The following is an 18500-nucleotide window of genomic DNA, read 5'->3' as shown; positions in this document are numbered from 1 at the left end:
CCACATGGTTGGAGGGGCGGGATAAGTTGTCAGGATGAGCGGATTCGCGGGTTTCCCGTTTGCGGGACTGGACTTCTACGAGGATCTCGAGGCCGACAACTCGAAGACGTTCTGGACCGCCAACAAGCACGTGTGGGAGCGGTCGGTGCGCGACCCGATGGCCGCGCTGCTCGCGGAGCTGGAGACCGACTTCGGCCCGGCCAAGATGTTCCGGCCCTATCGCGACGTTCGCTTCTCCGCCGACAAGACGCCGTACAAGACGCATCAGGGCGCGGTGGTGCGGGTCGCGCCGGGCGCCGGGTGGTATCTGCACATCGGCGCGCCCGGCCTGTACCTCGGGGGCGGGCTGTTCGGTCCGTCGCCCGAGCAGATCGCCCGGCTGCGCACCACGATCGATGACGAGGTGCGCGGCGGCGAGCTGGAGGCCCTGCTCGCCAAGGCCACGAAGGCCGGTTTCACCGTGGGCGGCGACACGCTGAAGACCCGGCCCAAGGGCTATCCGATCGATCACCCGCGCATCGCGCTGCTGCGCCACAAATCCCTGTGGGTCAGTAGGGATTTCGGCGCACCCGACTGGCTCCGGACCCCGCGCGCCGCCAAGGAGATCCGCAAGTCCTGGGAGACGATCCGCCCGGTCGTGGAGTGGCTGGGCGCGGTGGCTGGTGAGCTCAGCGACGCTCGGCCAAGATGAGGGCGAAGCGGGCGTCGGGGTCGGTCCAGACGTGTTCGGTGGCGAATCCGGCCGCGGCCAGTTCGGCGGTGAGGCCGTCGATGCGGAACTTGGCGGAGATCTCGGTGCGCAGTTGCTCGCCGCGGGCGAACCGCACGGTGAGGTCCAGATCGGCCACCGTGACGGTCATGTCGCGCCCCGCCTCGAGCCGCATCTCGATCCACTCGTTGTCGGTGTCCCACAGCGCGATGTGCGCGAAGGCGTCCGGGTCGAAGTCCGCGTGCAGCCGGGAGTTCAACACGTGCAACACATTTCGGTTGAATTCGGCGGTGACCCCCGCCGCGTCGTCGTAGGCGGGCACCAGCACCGCCGGATCGATCACCAGCCCCGCGCCCAGCAGCAGCTGCTCGCCCGGCTCCAGGACCCGCTGGATGCCGGTGAGGAATTCGGCGCGCTCGGCCGGGACCAGGTTGCCGATGGTGCCGCCGAGGAACGCGATCATGCGGCGCCCGCCGCGGGGGAGGTTGTGCAGGGTGTCGGTGAAGTCGCTGACCACGCCGTGCACGGCCAGCCCCGGGAACTCCGCGGCGATCTCGGCGGCCGCGCCCCGCAGCGCCGATTCCGACACATCCTGCGGCACATAGGTTTTCAACGGCCCCCCGGCGCTCAGCGCCGACAGCAGCAGCCGGGTCTTGGCCGCGGAGCCCGCGCCCAGCTCCACCAGCACCTCGGCCCGGGCGATCTCGGCGATCTCGCCGACCACGCGCTCCAGCAGGGCCCGCTCGGTGCGGGTGGGATAGTACTCGGGCAGCTCGGTGATCGCCTCGAACAGTTCGCTGCCGCGGGCGTCGTAGAACCACTTGGGCGGCAACCACTTCGGAGTGGCGGTGAGGCCGCGGCGGGCATCGGCCCGCAGCGCCTCGGTGAGGTCGTCGTCGGTGAGGTGGATCTCCAGCGTCGGTGCGGTCATGAACGCGCCCTTTCGGATTCGGCTTCCAGGTAGTCCCCGCCACGGTCGTCACCCGCGAGGGAGGCGATGACCAGCGACCCCGGCCGCACCGTCACCACCCGCCCCTCCGGCACCGCCCGCCAGCGCGGATCGTCGTCATAGGGTTCGGACGCCACCACCGCCGCCTCCTCGCCGACGAGCACCGCCAGCGAGTGGTAAACGGTAGTGGCCCATAGTGTTTCGCCATCGCTCAGCAAGAGATTCAGTCGTGCCTCCGGTACTCGCGCCAAGACGGCCCGTGCCAGCCGCGCCAGCGCGACCGATGGGTCGTGCGCCCGGAAGCTGTCTGCTGCTTGCCCAACCGCCGTACCAGGCGTCTCGAGCAGGCCGCGCACAATTACCCACAGGGCGGCCGAGTCGGTACGCGATTCGGCATCGAGGAGGGACGGAACCCCGAATTCGGCGGCGACCTCGGTGAGAACGCGCTGCCAGTCCCGAACCACGCCGTTGTGGCTGAATGCCCAGCGCCCGTGCGTGAACGGCGCGCACGCGCTGCGCTCGACCGGCATCCCGACCGTGGCCGATCGCACCGCGGCCACCACCGCGGTCGACCACAGCTGCGGCAGCACCTCGTCCACCGCGGGGTCGGTCCAGATCGGCGCGGGATTGCGATATCGGCTGGCGCGCAAGGTATCGCCCGGCTCCCGCACCCACCAGGCGACGCCGAAGCCGTCGGCATTGATCGTGCCGCCGCCGCGCATGTCGCGCGGGGCCCAGCCCTGCTCGCGCAGCGAATGCGTTCCCCGCGTGAGGAGTTCGCCCACGGGGGCGGCGGGGCCGAGGTAGCCGAGGTGGCGGCACATCAGTGCTCGCCCGGGCGTAGGTCTCGGGCCAGGCGAAAGCCCGAGAAGATCTGGCGGCGGATGGGGTGGTCCCAGTTGCGGAAGGTGCCGCGGCAGGCCACCGGGTCGGTGCCGAACGAGCCGCCGCGCAGCACCCGGTAGTCGCCGCCGAAGAACACCTCCGAGTATTCGCGGTACGGGAAGGCGTGGAAGCCCGGGTACGGCTCGAAGCCGGACGAGGTCCACTCCCACACGTCGCCGACGAGCTGATGCACGCCCGCGGGCGAGGCGCCCGCCGGATACGCGCCCACCTCCGCCGGTTCCAGGTGGCGCTGACCGAGATTCGCGGTGGTGTCGTCGGGATCGGCGTCGCCCCAGGGATATCGGCGCGACTGCCCGGTGGCCGGATCGACGCGGGCCGCCTTCTCCCATTCGGCCTCGGTGGGCAGGCGCTTTCCGGCCCAGTTCGCGTACGCCTCGGCCTCGAACCAGCACACGTGCACCACCGGCTGCCGCGGCCGCACCGGCACCATGGTGCCGAAAACCCGCCGCCACCACCGGTTTCCGCCGTCGCGCTCCCAGAACTGCGGCGCCACCAGCCCGGCCTCGACCCGATGCGCCCAGCCGCGCTCGGACCACAGCTCCGGCCGCCGGTAGCCGCCGTCCTCGATGAACCGCTGGTACTGCTCGTTGGTGACGGGCGCGGCGTCGATGGCGAAACCGGGCAGGCGCACCGGATGCGCGGGTCGCTCGTTGTCCAGCGCCCACGGATCGGTCGAGGTGCCCATGGTGAATTCGCCTGCGGGAACGACGATCTCACCGGAGACCGGGACCGTGGCCGCCGGGGCGGGCGGGGCCGACAGCACCGCCGGGCCCGTGCGCAGCTGATGCGTCGCCAGCATGGTCTCGTCGTGCTGCTGCTCGTGCTGGGCGATCATGCCGAACGCGAACCCGCCCTCGACCAGCCGGGAGCCGCGTAATGCGCTGTCGGACAGCACATCCAACACCTTCGCCCGCACGGTCCCGACATAGCCGCGGGCCTGCGCGGGGTCGAGCAGCGGCAGCGCGGGCCGGTCGGCGCGCGCGTGCCGGAAGGCGTCGTAGAGGTGGTCGATGTCGGCGCGCACGGGCTCCCGCCCGCCCACATCGCGCACCAGCCACAGCTCCTCCTGGTTGCCGATGTGCGCCAGATCCCAGACCAGCGGGCTCATCAGCCGCGAATGCTGGGCCACCAGCTCGGCCTCGTCCATGCAGTCGGTGAGGGCGGCGGTGCGGGTGCGCGCCCGGGTCAGGACCCCGGCGATCCGCTCGCGCAGCCGCTCGGTCTCGGCGCGATCGCCGCCGGTCAGGTGAACAGTCATGAGTGTGCTCCGAATCCGTAGAGCCGATATGCGCGTATTTCCCCGCGCGGCATTACCTTTCGGCGTTCGCGCCGGTCGGTCCGTCGATGTCCGCGCAGCGGGCCCGCTCACCGGTGGGCATGCGGCCGCTACGACATCGGTGCGCGGCGGCGCCCAGTTCGCGCGCCGCCACCGGGGTCACCGCGTGCGCCTGCGCCAGTTCGAGCAGGGCCACCGCGGCCGAACGGATCTCGGGATCCGCGAGGCCGCAGCGCGCCGCCTCCAACCAGCGATCGGCGACCGGGGCCGCCACGCGGGTGGCCTCGGCGACCGCCGCGGGCGTGGACATCAGCGCCTCGACGGCGTGGATCGGCACGGTCCACCCGTCGCCGGGCTGGGCGTCGACATACCGCACCTCGAGATGACCCGACGCCCGCACCGGCGGGAACATCGTGGTCAGGTGGTAGTCGAGATCGGCGAGGTCGGGTCGGCGGCCCACCTCGTCGTCGAGGGCGCCGCACAGCCAGTCGGCGAAGGTGGCCCCGGGCGGGGCGGCCCAGTCGGTCGTCTCGTCGGGGCCGCGGACGCACAGCAGCGGCACGTCCAGGGCCCAGCGGGCGTAGTCGGCGACCGGATCCGACCAGTGCCGTACCGGCGGCCGGGTGCGGGCGTGGTCCAGCCGCAGCCAGGCCCGCATGCGCTGCGACGCCCAGGCACCGGCCGGGACGCCGTGCAGGTCCGGGGAGCAGGCGAAGGCCGCCAGCAGCGCCGGGCCGATGGCGTAGAGCACGCCCCAGCGGACGGAGACCTCGGCGCGGTCGGCGCCCGCGTCCACGCTGACCTGCGTGGCCGCGGTGTTGCACATCATGAGTTTGCCGAACGGGCCGATGCCGGCGAAGGCGCGTTCCATGGCGCGATAGCGCGGGAGCTGGAGTAGTCGTCGCGGTTGCCGCACGCCGTCGGCGGCCGCGGAAATGATTCGGATGGAACGGGATTCGAGAAGATGCTCCAGTAGTCGAGTGTCGGCCCGAAGGCGCTCGCACAGTTCGGTCGCGGTGCCGAAGGGGGCGCTGGACAATTCGATCTGCCCGCCGGGTTCGATGGTGACTCGGCTGCCGCCGGGCAGTGGCAGGGCTGGAGATTCGGGTGAAATGGACCGTGGCGCATACGATCCCAGCGCGTCCGCGAGCTCGTACAGCTCGGGTCGCGGGCCGGGCGCCGACGACTCGCCATGCGCGGTGAGCCACTCAAGTTCGGCGCCGATGAGCGCCGGTGGACCCTGTTTGAAGCAGACCCCGCCGATATACGCCTCGGCGGCGGCCCGGGAGGAAAGCCCGGAGCCGACCTCGATCGGGGTCCGAACCGCTGTTACCGCCATGCCAACCTCCGCTCTGCACCCGCCGATCTCGGCCGGGTGCGGCAGCCATGCCGCCTAGCCTGTCGTCACGGAAGCCGAACCGTCTTCCATCGACCCGAACCAGGGTAACGGTAGCCACCGACAAGAATTCGACAATAAGTCCGACGAAACCATGAGCGGTGCCCGTCCGCGGCCGCTACCAGCCCGAATCCGGTTCGGATCGAGTCGGTCGAGCAGGGACGCACCCCGATTCCGGCGCCGATCTTCTATCGTCGGTCGGGTGCTAGATCAACAGCGCCTGCGAGCCGACATCCGCGCCTATGCCGACACCTCCCGCCCCTCCCCCGTCTTCCTCGACAGCGCCGGATCCTCGCTGCCCCCGCAGGTCGTGCTCGACACCGTGATCGGGCATCTGCGGCGCGAGGCCGAGATCGGTGGCTACCGCGCGGCGAACGAGCGCCTGGACGATCTGGCCGCGGTCAAGTCCGCCATCGGCACCCTGATCAACGCCGACGCGGCGGGTATCGCCCTGAGCGACAGCGCCTCTCGCTCCTGGGCGGACTTCTTCTACTCGGTGCCGCTGAGCCCGGGCGACCGCATCCTGATCTCGGGATCGGACTACGCCAGCAATGCCATCGCGGCGCTGCAGCGCGCCCGCGCGCACGGCGCGGTGGTCGAGCAGATCCCCACCGACGACACCGGGCAGGTCGACACGGCGGCCCTCGCCGAGCTGGTCGACGAACGGGTGAAGCTGGTGTCGCTGGTGCACGTGCCGACCAACGGCGGCCTGACGAACCCGGTCGCGGAGGTCTCCCGGATCGCGCACGGGGTGGGGGCGCTGGTGCTGCTGGACGCGTGTCAGTCGGCGGGACAGGTGCCGCTGGACGTGGCCGCCTTCGATGTCGACGCGCTGTCGGCGACCGGCCGCAAGTGGCTGCGCGGGCCGCGCGGCACCGGATTCCTGTATGTGCGACCGGAATTGGTGACCGCCATCGAACCCACCCGGCTGGATCTGCACAGCGCGGTGTGGACCGGGCCGCGGGAGTACCGGGTCGCGCCCGACATCACCCGCTTCGAGTTCTGGGAGTGCGATGTGGCCGCGCGCCTGGGGCTGGGCGCCGCCGTGCGCTACCTGCTCGACCTCGGGCCCGACGCCGTGTACGACGCCGTGGCGGCCAATGCCGGGTACCTGCGCAAGACGCTGCCGCAGATTCCCGGCGTCACCGTCCGCGATCTGGGTGTGCGGCACAGCGGCATCGTGTCGTTCACCGTCGACGGGCTCGAGCCGGTGGACGTGCGCGACCACCTGCTCGGCCGGGATATCACGGTCACCGTCAGCCACCGCGGCTCCACGCTGCTGGACATGTCCGCGCGCGAGCTGTCCTCGGTGGTGCGCGCCTCACCGCACTGCTTCGTGACCGCCGCGGAGCTGGATCGGTTCGTCGACGAGGTCGCCGCGCTGGCCGCGGGGCGCTAGATCAGCGCCGAGCCGCCGTTGATGGCGAGGGTCTGCCCGGTGATGAAACCGTTGCGCACCACCGCGAGCACCGCGTCGCCGACCTCCGCCGCGGTTCCCATGCGGCCCACCGGGATTCGGTCGGCCACGCCGGACCGCTTCAGCGGCTCGGCCATGTCGGTGTCGATGGGGCCCGGCGCGACGGCATTGACGGTGATGCCCTCGCGCGCCAGTCGGGTGGCGTAGCCGCGGGTCAGGCCCTCGAGGCCCGCCTTGGAGGCGTTGTAGTGCACGCCGACGATGCCACCGCCGCGCGCGGCGGCCGAGGACATGTTCACGATCCGGCCCCACCCCGCGGCCCGCATGTCGGGCAGCGCGGCCCGGGTGCACAGGAACGCGGATTTGAGGTTGGCGGTGATGGTTTCGTCGAAGACGGCCTCGGTCACCTCGTCCAGATCGAGGATGACGCCGATGCCCGCGTTGTTGACCAGGATCTGCACCGGTCCGAGCGCGCCGCGCACCTGTTCGAACAGCCGGGTGACCTCGTCGGCGACCGACACGTCCGCGCCGATGGCGACGGCCCGGCCGCCCGCCCGCTCGATCTCGGCCACCACCTCGTCGGCGGCATCGGAACGGGTGCGATAGTTCACCGCCACCGCGGCCCCGGCCGCCCCGAGCGCCACCGCAATGGCCCGCCCGAGCCCCCGCGACCCCCCGGTCACCACGGCCACCCGCCCCGCGATCCCCGCCTCCGACATGAGCTCTCCTCTCGAGTCCGACACCTGTCAGTGCCAAACACCCCAGAGCCGAGCCCGAATTCCCCCGGCACGCCCATCGATCTGTTCCCGGCACGCTTTTGGCCGGGATCCGAGTCAGTGCAACTGGTTCTGTGCCGTCTCCAAACCCACGCGCAGCAGCAACTCCACGGCGTCCGCGGCCTGTTCGACCAGCACCGGCACTTCCTTGCGCTCCGGGGTGGCGAACGGTTTGAGGACGAAGTCGGCGGGGTCCTGGCGGCCCGGGGGACGGCCGATGCCGAAACGCACCCGCAGGTAGTCCTTGGTGGTCAGGGCGCTGGAGACCGAGCGCAGGCCGTTGTGGCCGCCCTCGCCGCCGCCGCGCTTGAGGCGGATGGCGCCGAACGGCAGGTCGAGTTCGTCGTGCACGACCACCACCTCGGTGGGCGGCACCGAGAAGAACCGGGCCAGCGCGGCGACGGGGCGCCCGGACACGTTCATGTAGGTCCGCGGCTTGGCCAGCAGCACCTTGCGTCCGTCGAGCCGGGCCTCGAGCAGGTCGGCGCCCGACTTCTTGTGCACGGTGAAACGGCCGCCGACGCGCTCCGCGAGCACGTCGGCGACCATGAAACCGACATTGTGCCGGGTGCGCTCGTATTCGGGCCCGGGGTTACCCAGCCCGACCACGAGCGCCGCCCCGGCGTCCGATGCGGTCATCGAGATCCGTTGGGAGCCGGTCTTATTCGGCGCTCTCGCCCTCGGCGCCCTCGGCGGCCTCACCCTCGCCCTCGACCTCGGCGGCCGGGGCCTCGATGATGTTCACGATCAGCTGCTCGGCATCGCCGGCGAGCGAGGCGCCCTTGGGCAGCGCGATCTGACCGGCGGTGATCTGGGTGCCGGCCTCGGCGCCCTCGATGGACACCTCGATCTGCTCGGGGATGTTCAGGGCGTCGACCTCGATGGACAGGGTGGTGGTGTCCTGGGTGACCAGGGTGGCCGCGGCGGCGTCACCGGTCAGCACGATGGACACGTCGGCGGTGACCTTCTCGCCGCGGCGCACGAGCAGCAGGTCGGCGTGCTCGATGTAGCGGCGGATCGGGTGCACGACAACCGACTTGGTCAGCGCCAGCTGCTTCTTGCCCTCGATGTCGAGGTTCAGCAGCGCGTTGGTGCCGTGCTGACGCAGCACGGCGGCGAACGCCTGGGCGTTGACCGACAGATGCTTGGGGGCCTCGCCGTGGCCGTACAGCACGGCGGGCACATTGCCGTCGCGGCGGGTGCGGCGCGCGGCGCCCTTACCGAATTCGGTACGGACGGTGGCTTCGAGGACGGTAACGTCGGACATGACTGATGAACTCCTACGGCTCTCCGGGGCGGGTCTGCACACTGGCCAGGGGGCTGCCCCTGGCAAAGGGTCTGCTAGTCGGGCGACAACCGCGCGAGAACGGCCGGAAAGCCGAGCCACGTCGATCACGGTGAGAAACTTCCGTTGCTCACCCTCGCCGAGACAACCCGAAGAGAATAACATGCACGGCCGTACCCCTATAGCAGGGGCTCACCCGGGGGTGATCACTTCGACCCTGCGCGGAATAACAGACAAATCACGTACGCTCGTTGGGTTGTGAACTTCTCTGTGACTGTTGTGCACCTGGTCGCCAGGTTGCACGTGGATCTCGGCCGACTGGCCGCACAGCTGTGTCGCTGAGGCGTGCGCGATAGCGCTCGCTGCCCTCGCGCCGCCTCGACCCCGGTCGGATCCCTCATAGAGTTCAGTTCGGAGTTGGTTCTCCATGTCATCGCCGTCTTCGTCCACGTCGGCCTCTCCCTTACGCCTGCTCAATCCGGTGCGCTGGCCGTTCGGCATCCAGATCCTGGCGGGTCTGGTCGTCGGCATCGCCGCCGGATTCATCGCCCGCGCCTGGCATGTCGCCTGGCTGGCGAGCACGCTGTCCCAGGTCGGCGGCATCTTCGTGCAGCTGCTCAAGCTGGCGGTGCCGCCGCTGGTGTTCACCGCGGTGCTGGTAAGCGTGGCCGGGCTGCGGCACGTCACCAATGCCGCGCGGCTCGCCGGGCGGACCCTGCTGTGGTTCCTGGGTACCTCGCTGATCGCGGTGGTGGTCGGGATCGTGCTCGGCCTGATCACCAATCCCGGTCGCGGGGTGAATCTTTCGCTGTCCGGGGCGAAGGCGCCCGACACGCAGGGCGGCTGGACCGACTTCCTGACCGGCATCATCCCCAAGGGCGCGGTCGACGCCTTCACCACCAACGGCAGTGTGCTGCAACTGGTCTTCCTGGGCGCGGTGCTCGGTGTCGCCGCGGTGAAGCTCGGCGAGGCCGCGAAACCCTTTCTCACCCTGGCCGAGTCGGTGCTGCAGCTGGTGCAGAAGGCGCTGTGGTGGGTGATCCGGCTGGCCCCGGTCGGCACGGCGGGGCTGATCGGGAAGGCGATCGCCAGCTACGGCTGGAATCTGTTGCGGCCCTTGGCGACCTTCACCGTCGCGGTCTACGCCGGGTGCCTGATCGTGCTCGTCGTGGTCTACCCCGTGCTGCTGCGGCTGGTCGGCGGGGTGAGCCCGCTCCGCTTCTACTCCCGGGCCTGGCCCGCGCTGGAGTTGGCGTTCGTGTCCCGTTCCTCGGTCGGCACCATGCCGCTGACCCAGCGCATGACCACCGAGCGCCTCGGCGTCCCGAACGAATACGCCTCGTTCGCGGTGCCGTTCGGCGCGACCACCAAGATGGACGGCTGCGCGGCCGTGTATCCGGCGCTGGCGGCGATCTTCGTCGCCCAGATCACCGGCACCCACCTGGGCATCCGCGACTACCTGCTGATCGCGTTCGTCTCGGTGGTCGGCTCGGCGGCGACCGCGGGCCTGACCGGCGCCATCGTGATGCTGACCCTCACCCTGTCCACGCTGGGCCTGCCGCTGGCCGGGGCCGGGCTGCTGCTGGCCATCGACCCGATCCTGGACATGATCCGCACCGCCACCAATGTGGCGGGCCAGATGGTGGTCCCGGTCCTGGTCGCCAAGCGGGAGGGCATCCTCGACGAAACGGCCTTCACCCGAAAGTCGGCCTCGCTCGATGCCCCCGAGACCATGCCGGGGGAGGTGCCCGCCGCGGCATGACGCGCCCCCGACCCCGTCGAGTACCCTGGAACGGTTGTTGTCCCGTCCAGAGGAGCAGTGTCCGTGAATTCCCCGTCTCCCGGCGCGACCACATCCGGGCGGTTGGCCGAGGAGGTGGCGCGGCGGCGCACGTTCGCGGTGATCTCGCACCCGGACGCCGGTAAATCCACGCTGACCGAGGCGCTGGCGCTGCACGCCAAGGTCATCGCCGAGGCGGGCGCCATCCACGGCAAGGCGGGGCGCCGGTCCACCGTCTCCGACTGGATGGAGATGGAGAAGGCGCGCGGCATCTCGGTCAGCTCCACCGCGCTGCAGTTCGAGTACGACAACTGCGTGATCAACCTGGTCGATACCCCCGGCCACTCGGACTTCTCCGAGGACACCTACCGGGTGCTGACCGCCGTCGACGCCGCGGTCATGCTGATCGACGCCGCCAAGGGCCTGGAACCGCAGACGCTCAAGCTGTTCCAGGTGTGCCGCCACCGCGGCATCCCGGTCATCACCGTGATCAACAAGTGGGACCGGCCGGGCCGCGCCCCGCTGGAACTGCTGGACGAGATCGCCGAGCGCATCGGCCTGACCCCCACCCCGCTGTTCCTGCCGGTCGGCATCGCGGGCGACTTCCGCGGCCTGCTGCGCCGCGGAACCGACGGCGCCGCAACCGAATACATCCACTTCACCCGCACCGCGGGCGGCGCCACCATCGCGCCGGAGGAGTTCTACACCCCCGAGCAGGCCGCCGCGCGCGAGGCCGAGGCGTGGACCACCGCGCTCGAGGAGAGCGAGCTGCTGTCGGCCACCGGACAGGACCACGATCAGGAGCTGTTCCTGGCCGGGCAGACCTCGCCGGTCGTCTACGCCTCGGCGATGCTGAATTTCGGTGTGCGCCAACTGTTGGAGACGCTGGTGCGGCTCGCCCCCGCACCCGGTCCGCGCGACGATGTGCGCGGCACCCCGCGCGAACCGGCCGAGCCGTTCAGCGCGGTCGTGTTCAAGGTGCAGGCGGGCATGGACACCGCGCACCGCGACCGGCTCGCCTTCATGCGCATCGTGTCCGGCGAGTTCGAGCGCGGCATGGTCGTCACGCACGCCCAGACCGGGCGGCCGTTCGCGACGAAGTACGCGCTGACCGTGTTCGGCCGCGAGCGCTCCACGGTCGACACCGCCTATCCGGGCGATGTGGTCGGCCTGGTGAACGCGACCGCGCTCGCCCCCGGGCACACCCTGTACGTGGACAAGAAGGTGGAGTTCCCGCCGATCCCGTCCTTCGCGCCCGAGCACTTCGCCACGCTGCGCGCGCAGAGCGCCGGTAAGTACAAGCAGTTCCGCAAGGCCATCGACCAGCTCGACTCCGAGGGCGTGGTGCAGGTGCTGCGCAACGACACTCGCGGCGACGCCTCACCGGTGCTGGCCGCGGTCGGCCCCATGCAGTTCGAGGTGGTCACCGCCCGGATGCAGAGCGAATTCAATGTCGAGACCCATCTCGACTTCCTGCCCTACCAGCTGGCCCGCCGCACCGACGCCGAGTCCGCGCCCGAACTGAACCGCCAGCGCGGCGTCGAGGTCTTCACCCGCACCGACGGCGCCATCCTGGCCCTGTTCAGCGACAAGTGGCGCCTGCAGTACATCCAGAAGGAAATGAAGGACCTGACGCTGGAACCGTTGGTGGCTACGGCGGACTGAGGTCCCGGCATGCTTTCGGCCGGGACCTCACCCCATCGTCTCCGCCGAATCCGGCGGCATCCCATCCACTTCCGTCGTCATCCCCGGCTCACGCGCGATGAGTCCCCATCGGCTCGAGGTCAGCCGCAGGCTCGGTAGGTCGGAGAGGGACAGCACGACCTCGTACGTGCGCTCGTACCCCGTGTGGGCGATGCGCCACTGCCCGTCGTCGCAGCGCACATAGCGGTCGGAGTAGAAGGCCGCGCCGCGCAGGAGCATGTTGTGGCCGGGGATGAGGACGGTGTCGGCCAGATACCAGATGCCGGTGGCGGTGTCGCCGTCGATATCGATCTCGGGGTGGTCGCAGCGGTGCTCGGTGATGACGTGCGGGCCGAGGGTGTTGCGCATGAACGCCAGGAACGCGTCGCGCGATTCGAACTGCAGGTACTCACTGTAGGTGGCGGTCGCCTCCGGGATCATGGTGTCGGCGAAGTCGTCCCAGGACTTGGTGTCGAGTGCCCGCAGATACCGGTACTTCAGCCGGCTGATCGCGGAGACGGCATCGGAATCCATACTTCAACAATCCCATCCGAACCGCCGGTTCTACGCAGATCGGCAAATTTGTATCGGATTGCTATCACAGACCGATCGGTCCCGGCCAAAAGCACGCCGGGAACTAGAGGATGAGACACGCCAGGAACTAGAGGGTGAGGCACGCCAGGAACACGAGGATGAGGCGTGCCGGGAACACGAAGGTGATGCACGCCAGGAACACGAAGGTGATGCACGCCAGGAACACGAAGGTGATGCACGCCAGGAACACGAAGGTGATGCACGCCAGGAACACGAGGATGAGGCGTACCGGGAACACGAGGATGAAGCACGCCGGGAACTAGAGGGAGGCACGCCGACCTTCTGGTCCCGGCATGCTTTTGGCCGGGACCTACGACCCGTTGATCGTGAAGCAAGTCTTGCAGAAGTCTTCACCGAACTCCGTAAGGCGCAAGCTCTTCCGCACGATCTTCGGTACCCGTCCGGCCTTCTTCAGGGCCGCCTCCACCAGCGGCTGTACCTCCAGGACCATGTAGCGGCTGAGCACCACCGGGTCGTCGGAGATGTGGGTGAGGCCGAGGCGGTTGAGGTTGATCAGGTACAGCCGGGCCCGGTCCGGGTAGCGCACGCCCGCCTGCTCCGGCACCGAGGTCAGGTCGCCGGCGACCAGTTCCGAGCCGATGCCCAGCGGACGGTTGGTGCGCACGTCGACCGTCGGCTGCGGGCCGCTGAGCGCCATGAAGCGCAGGATGCGGGCCTCGTCGGGCGCGATCTGGTCGAGGATGCGGTCGTAGGCCGGATGCACCGCCTCGGTGAAGTACACGTCCGCCGAGCGCGCGAGCAGCGCGTCGCCCCGGTGGCGCAGATCGTCGAGGCTGCTCGACCGGACGTACCCGCCGATCGCTTGCTGGGCATGGCCGTTCGAGGTCGGCACGTAGCTGACGATCTCGCGCACCGACCCCTCGGTGACGCCGAGGATATTGCGCGCCACCGACTGCAGCGCGGCGCCCGCGCGCTCGGCGATCTCGGCCGACGACTCCCCGTCCAGCGCGGCCTGGGTGATCTGCCGGGTGACCTCGTAGGTGGTGCCGACCGCCCATTGGCCGCCGCGCACCGCGCTACCGGCCGCCAGTCCGGCCGCGCGGAAGACGCCGCGGATCAGCCTGGCCTCGTTGCTGATCTGCCGTTGCTCCACATCCGAACTACGTTCCACGGCACGGGAACCGGGTCGGACCACATCCTGTCCGGTCCTGTCGTCTGCCACGTCCCTCTCCGAATATCGCCAGGTGAACGCATCCGCTCACAATGTGGTGGTCGTCATTCTTCCGGTACCCGCTTGTTCAGCGCGACATTCCGGGCACGCGATGTGACCGAAGTCTCCCACCTCACGGCGTCGTGAGCCAGTCCCCGTAGCAAGTGGACCGAATTCCCGATTCCACAGTAAGGTCTGCCGTGCCGACGGGGTACGTTGAGGTGCCGGTGAGGCGGCGGGTCACCGGGTGGTGAGGGTCGGCAGGAGGGTGTCGTGCTACACAGTGTTCTTCCCACGAGCATTGTGCTCGAACTGATTACCATCCCGCTGTTCACCGGCATCATCGGTTACATCACCAACTGGACCGGCGTCCTGATGTTGTTCAAGCCGATCCACTTCCACGGTATTCGCGTGCCGGGCCTGCGCTGGCTGTTTCCCTTCCTGCTCAAGCGAATTCAGGTGCTGCCGCTCATGCGGTACGACGGCCGGGTGGGTTGGCAGGGCATCGTGCCCTCCCGCGCGGACAAAATGGCGTCTATCGCCGTCGACAAGGGGTTGGCGAAACTCGGCAGCGTCGGCGACTTCTATCGGGAATTGGATCCCGATGCGCTCGCCGAACATCTCACCGATATCGCGGAGGAGCAGATCCGCGACATCGTGGAGGAGATCGCGATCCGCGAGCATCCGCAACTCTGGTACAACCTGCCCGCACAGGTCCGGGACATGGTGCACGAGCGCGTGCGCCAGCAACTGCCGGACGTGCTGCGCGAACTCACCGAGGAGCTGGGCGCCAATATCGAACAGCTGCTGGACGTCAAGTCGATGGTGATCCGCTACTTCCAGTCCCGGCCGCAGTTGCTGAACGCCGTGTTTCAGGTGCTGGGCGCCAAGGAGCTGCGGTTCATGCAGAACTTCGGCTTCTACTTCGGTGCGCCGATGGGTGCGGTGCTGGTCGGCATCCTGCATCTGACGCACTGGTCGCCGCTGATCGTGCTGCCGGTGGGCGGGGTGATCATCGGCTGGGTGGTGAATTGGATCGGCATCAATCTGATCTTCGAACCGGCCTATCCGAAGTGGTGGTGCCCGTGGCGGCAGGGCCTGCTGATCAAACGGCAGTCCGAGATCACCCAGGGTTATGCGGATTTGGTGGCCACCCAGATCATGACCATCGCCAATGTCGGCGACGAATTGCTCAACGGGCCGCGCTCGGATCGCACCATGCAGGTTCTCGAGGACACGCTGCGGCCCGCCACCGATCGGGCGCTGGGCCCCGCGCGCGGGGCCCTGAGGTTCATGATCGGTAATCGTGATTACGAGACGCTGAAAACCGCGTTCACCGACCAGGCCAAGAATCTCGCCCCGGTCGCGTTCGCCGATCCCGCGTTCAATGCGCGGCAGAGCAAACAGGTCGGGCAATACATCGCCAAACAGATGGCGGCGCTGTCGCCGCCGGATTTCGTGGACATGCTGCGCTCGGCGATCAAACAGGACGAGTGGCTGCTGTTCGTGCACGGCGGTGTGCTCGGGCTGTTCGCCGGTTACGCTCATCTCCTGCTCTTCGGAACGGAGATAGCCACGAGATGGATATGACCGAACCCGATGCGGCCGAACCGCCGCGGTCGATCGAGCTGGTGCCGCGACCGGCCGCCGACCTGATTCCGGTGCGGACCTCGCCCGGGCGCGCCGCCACCGGGCTGGTGCGGGTGGCGGTGGCGGCGGTGACCGAGGTGACCGCGTGGGGCGTGGGCACCGCGCTGACCGTGACCGGGACCGTGGTCCGCGGCGGCATGGCCGGTCGGCCGCCCGCCGAGGTGCTCGCGGAAGCCGGTGAGCAGGTGCGTGATTCGGTGCGGCGGGCCCTGGGCATTCCGCCGCCCGCCGAGGGTGCGGCCGCCCCCGTCTCCCCCGCCCTGCGCGATCGCGGCGCGGAGCTGCTGCGGCTGTCGGCGAGCGTGCACGGCGCCGACGACGATCATCCGGCCTACGCCCGCATGCTCACCGAACTCGCGCCCGACGAGGCCCGCATCCTGCGCGTGCTGTATCTCGACGGCGCCCAGCCCGCCCTGGATATCCGCACCGGGCGCCCGTTGAGCCCCGGCGCCGAGCGCGCCGCGATGGGCGTGAATTCGATCGGCGAGGACGCGGGCCTGCGCTTCCCCGACCGCATCGACCCCTACCTGACCAACCTGTCCCGTCTCGGCCTGATCGAATTCACCCGCGACCCGCTCGACGACCCGACCCGCTACCAGCTCCTGGAAGCCCGCCCGGAGATGCGAAAGCTCCGCAAACGCACCGCATTCGGCGCCAGGGTCCACTACCGCAGCATCGCCCTGACCGCCTTCGGCTCCGGCTTCGTCCGCACCTGCCTCCCGGTGCCGCCGGTGGGCCGGGCCCTCTGATCCACCTCACCCCACCTGGTCGGCCAGCTCCAGCCAGCGTTCCTCCGTGCTTTCCTTCTCCGACTGGACCTGCTTGAGTTCCGTGCCGAGGCCGACGAGTTTGTCGGGGTCGGTGGCGGCCTCGGCCAGGGCGGTGTGCAGGCGTTCCTCGCGTTCGGTGAGTTTTTCCAGGGCGCGTTCCAGCTTGGCCAGTTCCTTGCGGGCGGCGCGGTAGGCGGCCGAATCCGTCGCGGCGGCGGGCGAATTCGCGGCGACGGGGGTGGCCGCGGGGCGGCGGGCAGCCTCGGCGCGGCGGCGCAGATACTCCTCGATGCCGCCGGGCAGGTTGGTGAGCCTGCCGTCGCCGAACAGCGCCCAGGTCGAATCGCAGATGCGCTCGATCAGGTAGCGGTCGTGGCTGATCACCACCAGCGTGCCCGCCCAGCCGTCGAGCAGATCCTCCAGCTGCTGCAGGGTGTCGATGTCGAGGTCGTTGGTGGGCTCGTCGAGCAGCAGCACGTTCGGCTCGCTCATCAGGATGCGGGTCAGCTGCAGGCGGCGGCGCTCGCCGCCGGACAGATCGCCCACCGGGGTGCGCTGCTTGGCCGGGGTGAAGCCGAGCCGCTCGGCGAGCTGGCTGGCGGTGATCTCCCGGTCCCCCAGCATGGTTCGCTCGGCGACGTCGGAAACCGCCTCCAGCACACGCATATTCGTGGGGAGATCGTCGAGTTCCTGGCGCAGCCAGCCGATTCGGACGGTCTGGCCCTGAATGCGCTTGCCCGCGGCGAGGTCCGAGTCCCCGGCCAGGGCGCGCAGCAGGGTGGTCTTGCCGGAGCCGTTCACCCCGACCAGGCCGACGCGCTCGCCCGGGGCCAGCCGCCAGGTCAGATCGCGCACCAGTTCGCGCCCGTCGGGCGTGGCGAGGGTGGTGTCCTCGAGCTCGATCACCACCCGCCCCAGTCGCTTTCGGGCGAAGGCGGCCAGCGCCACGGTGTCGCGCGGGGCGGGGACGTCGGCGATGAGCGACTCGGCGGCCTCGACCCGGTAGCGCGGCTTGGAGGTGCGGGCCTGCGGGCCGCGGCGCAGCCAGGCCAGTTCCTTGCGGGCCAGATTGCGGCGGCGGGCCTCGGTGGCGTCGGCCTGGCGGGCGCGTTCGGCGCGGGCGAAGATCCAGTCGTTGTAGCCGCCCTCGTAGGTCTCCACCGCGCCGCCGACCACCTCCCAGGTGCGGGTGGCGACGGTGTCGAGGAACCAGCGATCGTGCGTGACCACCACGAGCGCGCTGCGCCGGGCGAGCAGATGCTCGGCCAGCCACTGCACGCCCTCGACATCGAGATGGTTGGTGGGCTCGTCGAGCACCAGCAGATCCAGTTCGCGAACCAGGGCCGCGGCCAACGCGACCCGGCGCCGCTCACCGCCGGACAGATTGGCGACCGGGGTATCCATGCCCAGCCCGGCGATACCGATGCCCTCGAGAATCCCCCGAATACGCGGATTGGCCGCCCACTCGTGCTCGGCGACACCATCGGTGCGAGCATCATCGGCCAGCCCCGCCAGCACCACCTCCCCCACGGCCGCCCCCTCCGGCAGCGTCCCCCGCTGGGTCACCACCGCCAGCCGCAACCCCCCGCGCCGACTCACCCGCCCCCCATCGGGCTCCTCGATCCCGGTCAACACCTCGAGCAGCGTCGTCTTCCCCCCACCATTGAGCCCCACCACCCCGATCCGCTCCCCCTCCTGCACCCCAAGGGAGACATCGTCCAGCAACGGCTTGATACCGAAGCTCTTACGGACTTGCTCGAGATTGATCAGGTTAACCATGGCCCCTCTGTCATCGCCGCTTACCACCAGCAAGCGTACTGGCCTCCCCACCCCAACTCCCACCGTCATCCGGCACGCGCCCTACCGCCATCCCGGCACGCACCCCACCGCCATCCCGGCACGCACCCCACCATCATTCCGGCATGCGCCTCACCGTCATCCCGGCATGCGCCTCACCGTCATTCCGACACGCACCCCACCATCATTCCGGCACGCGCCTCACCGCCATCCCGGCACGCGCCTCACCGCCATCCCGGCACGCGCCTCACCGCCATCCCGGCACGCGCCCTACCGTCATCGCGGCATGCACCCCACCGTCATCGCGGCATACACCCCACCGTCATCGCGGCACGCACCCC

At 69.8% G+C, this 18500-nt stretch carries 17 protein-coding genes; 6 read left to right on the top strand and 11 right to left on the bottom strand.

The genetic code is table 11. The features are described from left to right. The first annotated feature begins 34 nt into the window (after positions 1 to 34). Entirely contained in the window at positions 35 to 691 is a 657-nt protein-coding gene (locus HPY32_RS25525) for a DUF2461 domain-containing protein (RefSeq protein ID WP_067593407.1), read from the top strand. Here HPY32_RS25525 and egtD read toward each other — a convergent pair. From egtD to egtA, 4 genes are read right to left on the bottom strand one after another with little or no spacing between them, the layout of a single operon-like run. Continuing rightward, positions 669 to 1640: an L-histidine N(alpha)-methyltransferase gene (egtD, locus tag HPY32_RS25520; RefSeq protein WP_067593410.1), complete on the bottom strand. Its 972-nt coding sequence runs from the start codon at positions 1638 to 1640 to the stop codon at positions 669 to 671. The genes HPY32_RS25525 and egtD overlap by 23 nt on opposite strands. Then, complete coding sequence (gene egtC / locus HPY32_RS25515) at positions 1637 to 2482, bottom strand: ergothioneine biosynthesis protein EgtC (protein ID WP_067593414.1); 846 nt, start codon at positions 2480 to 2482, stop codon at positions 1637 to 1639. The genes egtD and egtC overlap by 4 nt, the downstream gene beginning before the upstream one ends. Beyond that, entirely contained in the window at positions 2482 to 3822 is a 1341-nt protein-coding gene (gene egtB, locus HPY32_RS25510; protein ID WP_067593419.1) for an ergothioneine biosynthesis protein EgtB, read from the bottom strand. Before egtB ends, egtC begins: the two co-directional genes overlap by 1 nt. Before the next feature lie 52 nt (positions 3823 to 3874). Continuing rightward, positions 3875 to 5179: an ergothioneine biosynthesis glutamate--cysteine ligase EgtA gene (gene egtA / locus HPY32_RS25505; RefSeq protein ID WP_067593422.1), complete on the bottom strand. Its 1305-nt coding sequence runs from the start codon at positions 5177 to 5179 to the stop codon at positions 3875 to 3877. Positions 5180 to 5438: 259 nt separating this feature from the next. Between egtA and HPY32_RS25500 the strand changes: the two genes are divergently transcribed. Then, positions 5439 to 6635: an aminotransferase class V-fold PLP-dependent enzyme gene (locus HPY32_RS25500; protein WP_373686665.1), complete on the top strand. Its 1197-nt coding sequence runs from the start codon at positions 5439 to 5441 to the stop codon at positions 6633 to 6635. Here the strand turns inward: HPY32_RS25500 and HPY32_RS25495 are convergent. The 3 genes from HPY32_RS25495 to HPY32_RS25485 form a co-directional block, all read right to left on the bottom strand. Beyond that, a complete protein-coding gene (locus HPY32_RS25495; protein ID WP_171983055.1) occupies positions 6632 to 7372 on the bottom strand; it encodes an SDR family NAD(P)-dependent oxidoreductase in 741 nt (246 codons plus the stop codon). The two genes, HPY32_RS25500 and HPY32_RS25495, sit on opposite strands and share 4 nt — an antisense overlap. Before the next feature lie 114 nt (positions 7373 to 7486). Then, positions 7487 to 8068 (bottom strand): aminoacyl-tRNA hydrolase, encoded by a 582-nt coding sequence (pth, locus tag HPY32_RS25490; RefSeq protein ID WP_067593428.1) that lies wholly within the window; start codon positions 8066 to 8068, stop codon positions 7487 to 7489. A gap of 22 nt (positions 8069 to 8090) precedes the next feature. Beyond that, positions 8091 to 8696: a 50S ribosomal protein L25/general stress protein Ctc gene (locus HPY32_RS25485; protein WP_067593431.1), complete on the bottom strand. Its 606-nt coding sequence runs from the start codon at positions 8694 to 8696 to the stop codon at positions 8091 to 8093. Between the two features lie 445 nt (positions 8697 to 9141). Here HPY32_RS25485 and HPY32_RS25480 point away from each other — a divergent pair, with 445 nt between their 5' ends. Both HPY32_RS25480 and HPY32_RS25475 read left to right on the top strand, forming a co-directional pair. After that, positions 9142 to 10476 carry a dicarboxylate/amino acid:cation symporter gene (locus tag HPY32_RS25480; protein WP_067593435.1) on the top strand — a complete coding sequence of 445 codons (1335 nt, stop codon included), beginning with the start codon at positions 9142 to 9144 and terminating at the stop codon, positions 10474 to 10476. 63 nt (positions 10477 to 10539) lie between these two features. Next, complete coding sequence (locus tag HPY32_RS25475) at positions 10540 to 12159, top strand: peptide chain release factor 3 (protein WP_098699154.1); 1620 nt, start codon at positions 10540 to 10542, stop codon at positions 12157 to 12159. Positions 12160 to 12186: 27 nt separating this feature from the next. Here HPY32_RS25475 and HPY32_RS25470 read toward each other — a convergent pair whose 3' ends face one another. From HPY32_RS25470 to HPY32_RS44845, 3 genes are all read right to left on the bottom strand, one after another. After that, positions 12187 to 12711, bottom strand: a complete 525-nt coding sequence (locus HPY32_RS25470) for a nuclear transport factor 2 family protein (RefSeq protein ID WP_067593441.1) — start codon at positions 12709 to 12711, stop codon at positions 12187 to 12189. A gap of 127 nt (positions 12712 to 12838) precedes the next feature. After that, entirely contained in the window at positions 12839 to 13009 is a 171-nt protein-coding gene (locus HPY32_RS44850; protein ID WP_253949865.1) for a hypothetical protein, read from the bottom strand. Between the two features lie 72 nt (positions 13010 to 13081). Further along, the gene (locus tag HPY32_RS44845; protein ID WP_082871704.1) at positions 13082 to 13954 is read right to left on the bottom strand and encodes an Abi-alpha family protein; all 873 of its coding nucleotides are present in this window, start codon (positions 13952 to 13954) and stop codon (positions 13082 to 13084) included. Between the two features lie 291 nt (positions 13955 to 14245). On the opposite strand from HPY32_RS44845, the gene HPY32_RS25455 reads away from it, so the two are divergent. Both HPY32_RS25455 and HPY32_RS25450 read left to right on the top strand, forming a co-directional pair. After that, positions 14246 to 15532 carry a DUF445 domain-containing protein gene (locus HPY32_RS25455; RefSeq protein ID WP_231951846.1) on the top strand — a complete coding sequence of 429 codons (1287 nt, stop codon included), beginning with the start codon at positions 14246 to 14248 and terminating at the stop codon, positions 15530 to 15532. Continuing rightward, entirely contained in the window at positions 15529 to 16341 is an 813-nt protein-coding gene (locus tag HPY32_RS25450) for an Abi-alpha family protein (protein WP_231951848.1), read from the top strand. Before HPY32_RS25455 ends, HPY32_RS25450 begins: the two co-directional genes overlap by 4 nt. Positions 16342 to 16347: 6 nt before the next feature. Here the strand turns inward: HPY32_RS25450 and HPY32_RS25445 are convergent, their stop codons facing one another. Further along, on the bottom strand, positions 16348 to 18141 hold the full coding sequence (locus HPY32_RS25445) for an ABC-F family ATP-binding cassette domain-containing protein (protein WP_171983053.1): 1794 nt from the start codon (positions 18139 to 18141) through the stop codon (positions 16348 to 16350). Between the last annotated feature and the right edge of the window lie 359 nt (positions 18142 to 18500).

This window comes from Nocardia terpenica (assembly GCF_013186535.1).
Taxonomy (GTDB): Bacteria; Actinomycetota; Actinomycetes; order Mycobacteriales; family Mycobacteriaceae; genus Nocardia; species Nocardia terpenica.
The sequence above is the reverse complement of the archived record's forward strand: the minus strand, read 5'-3'. Positions and strand labels throughout refer to the sequence as shown.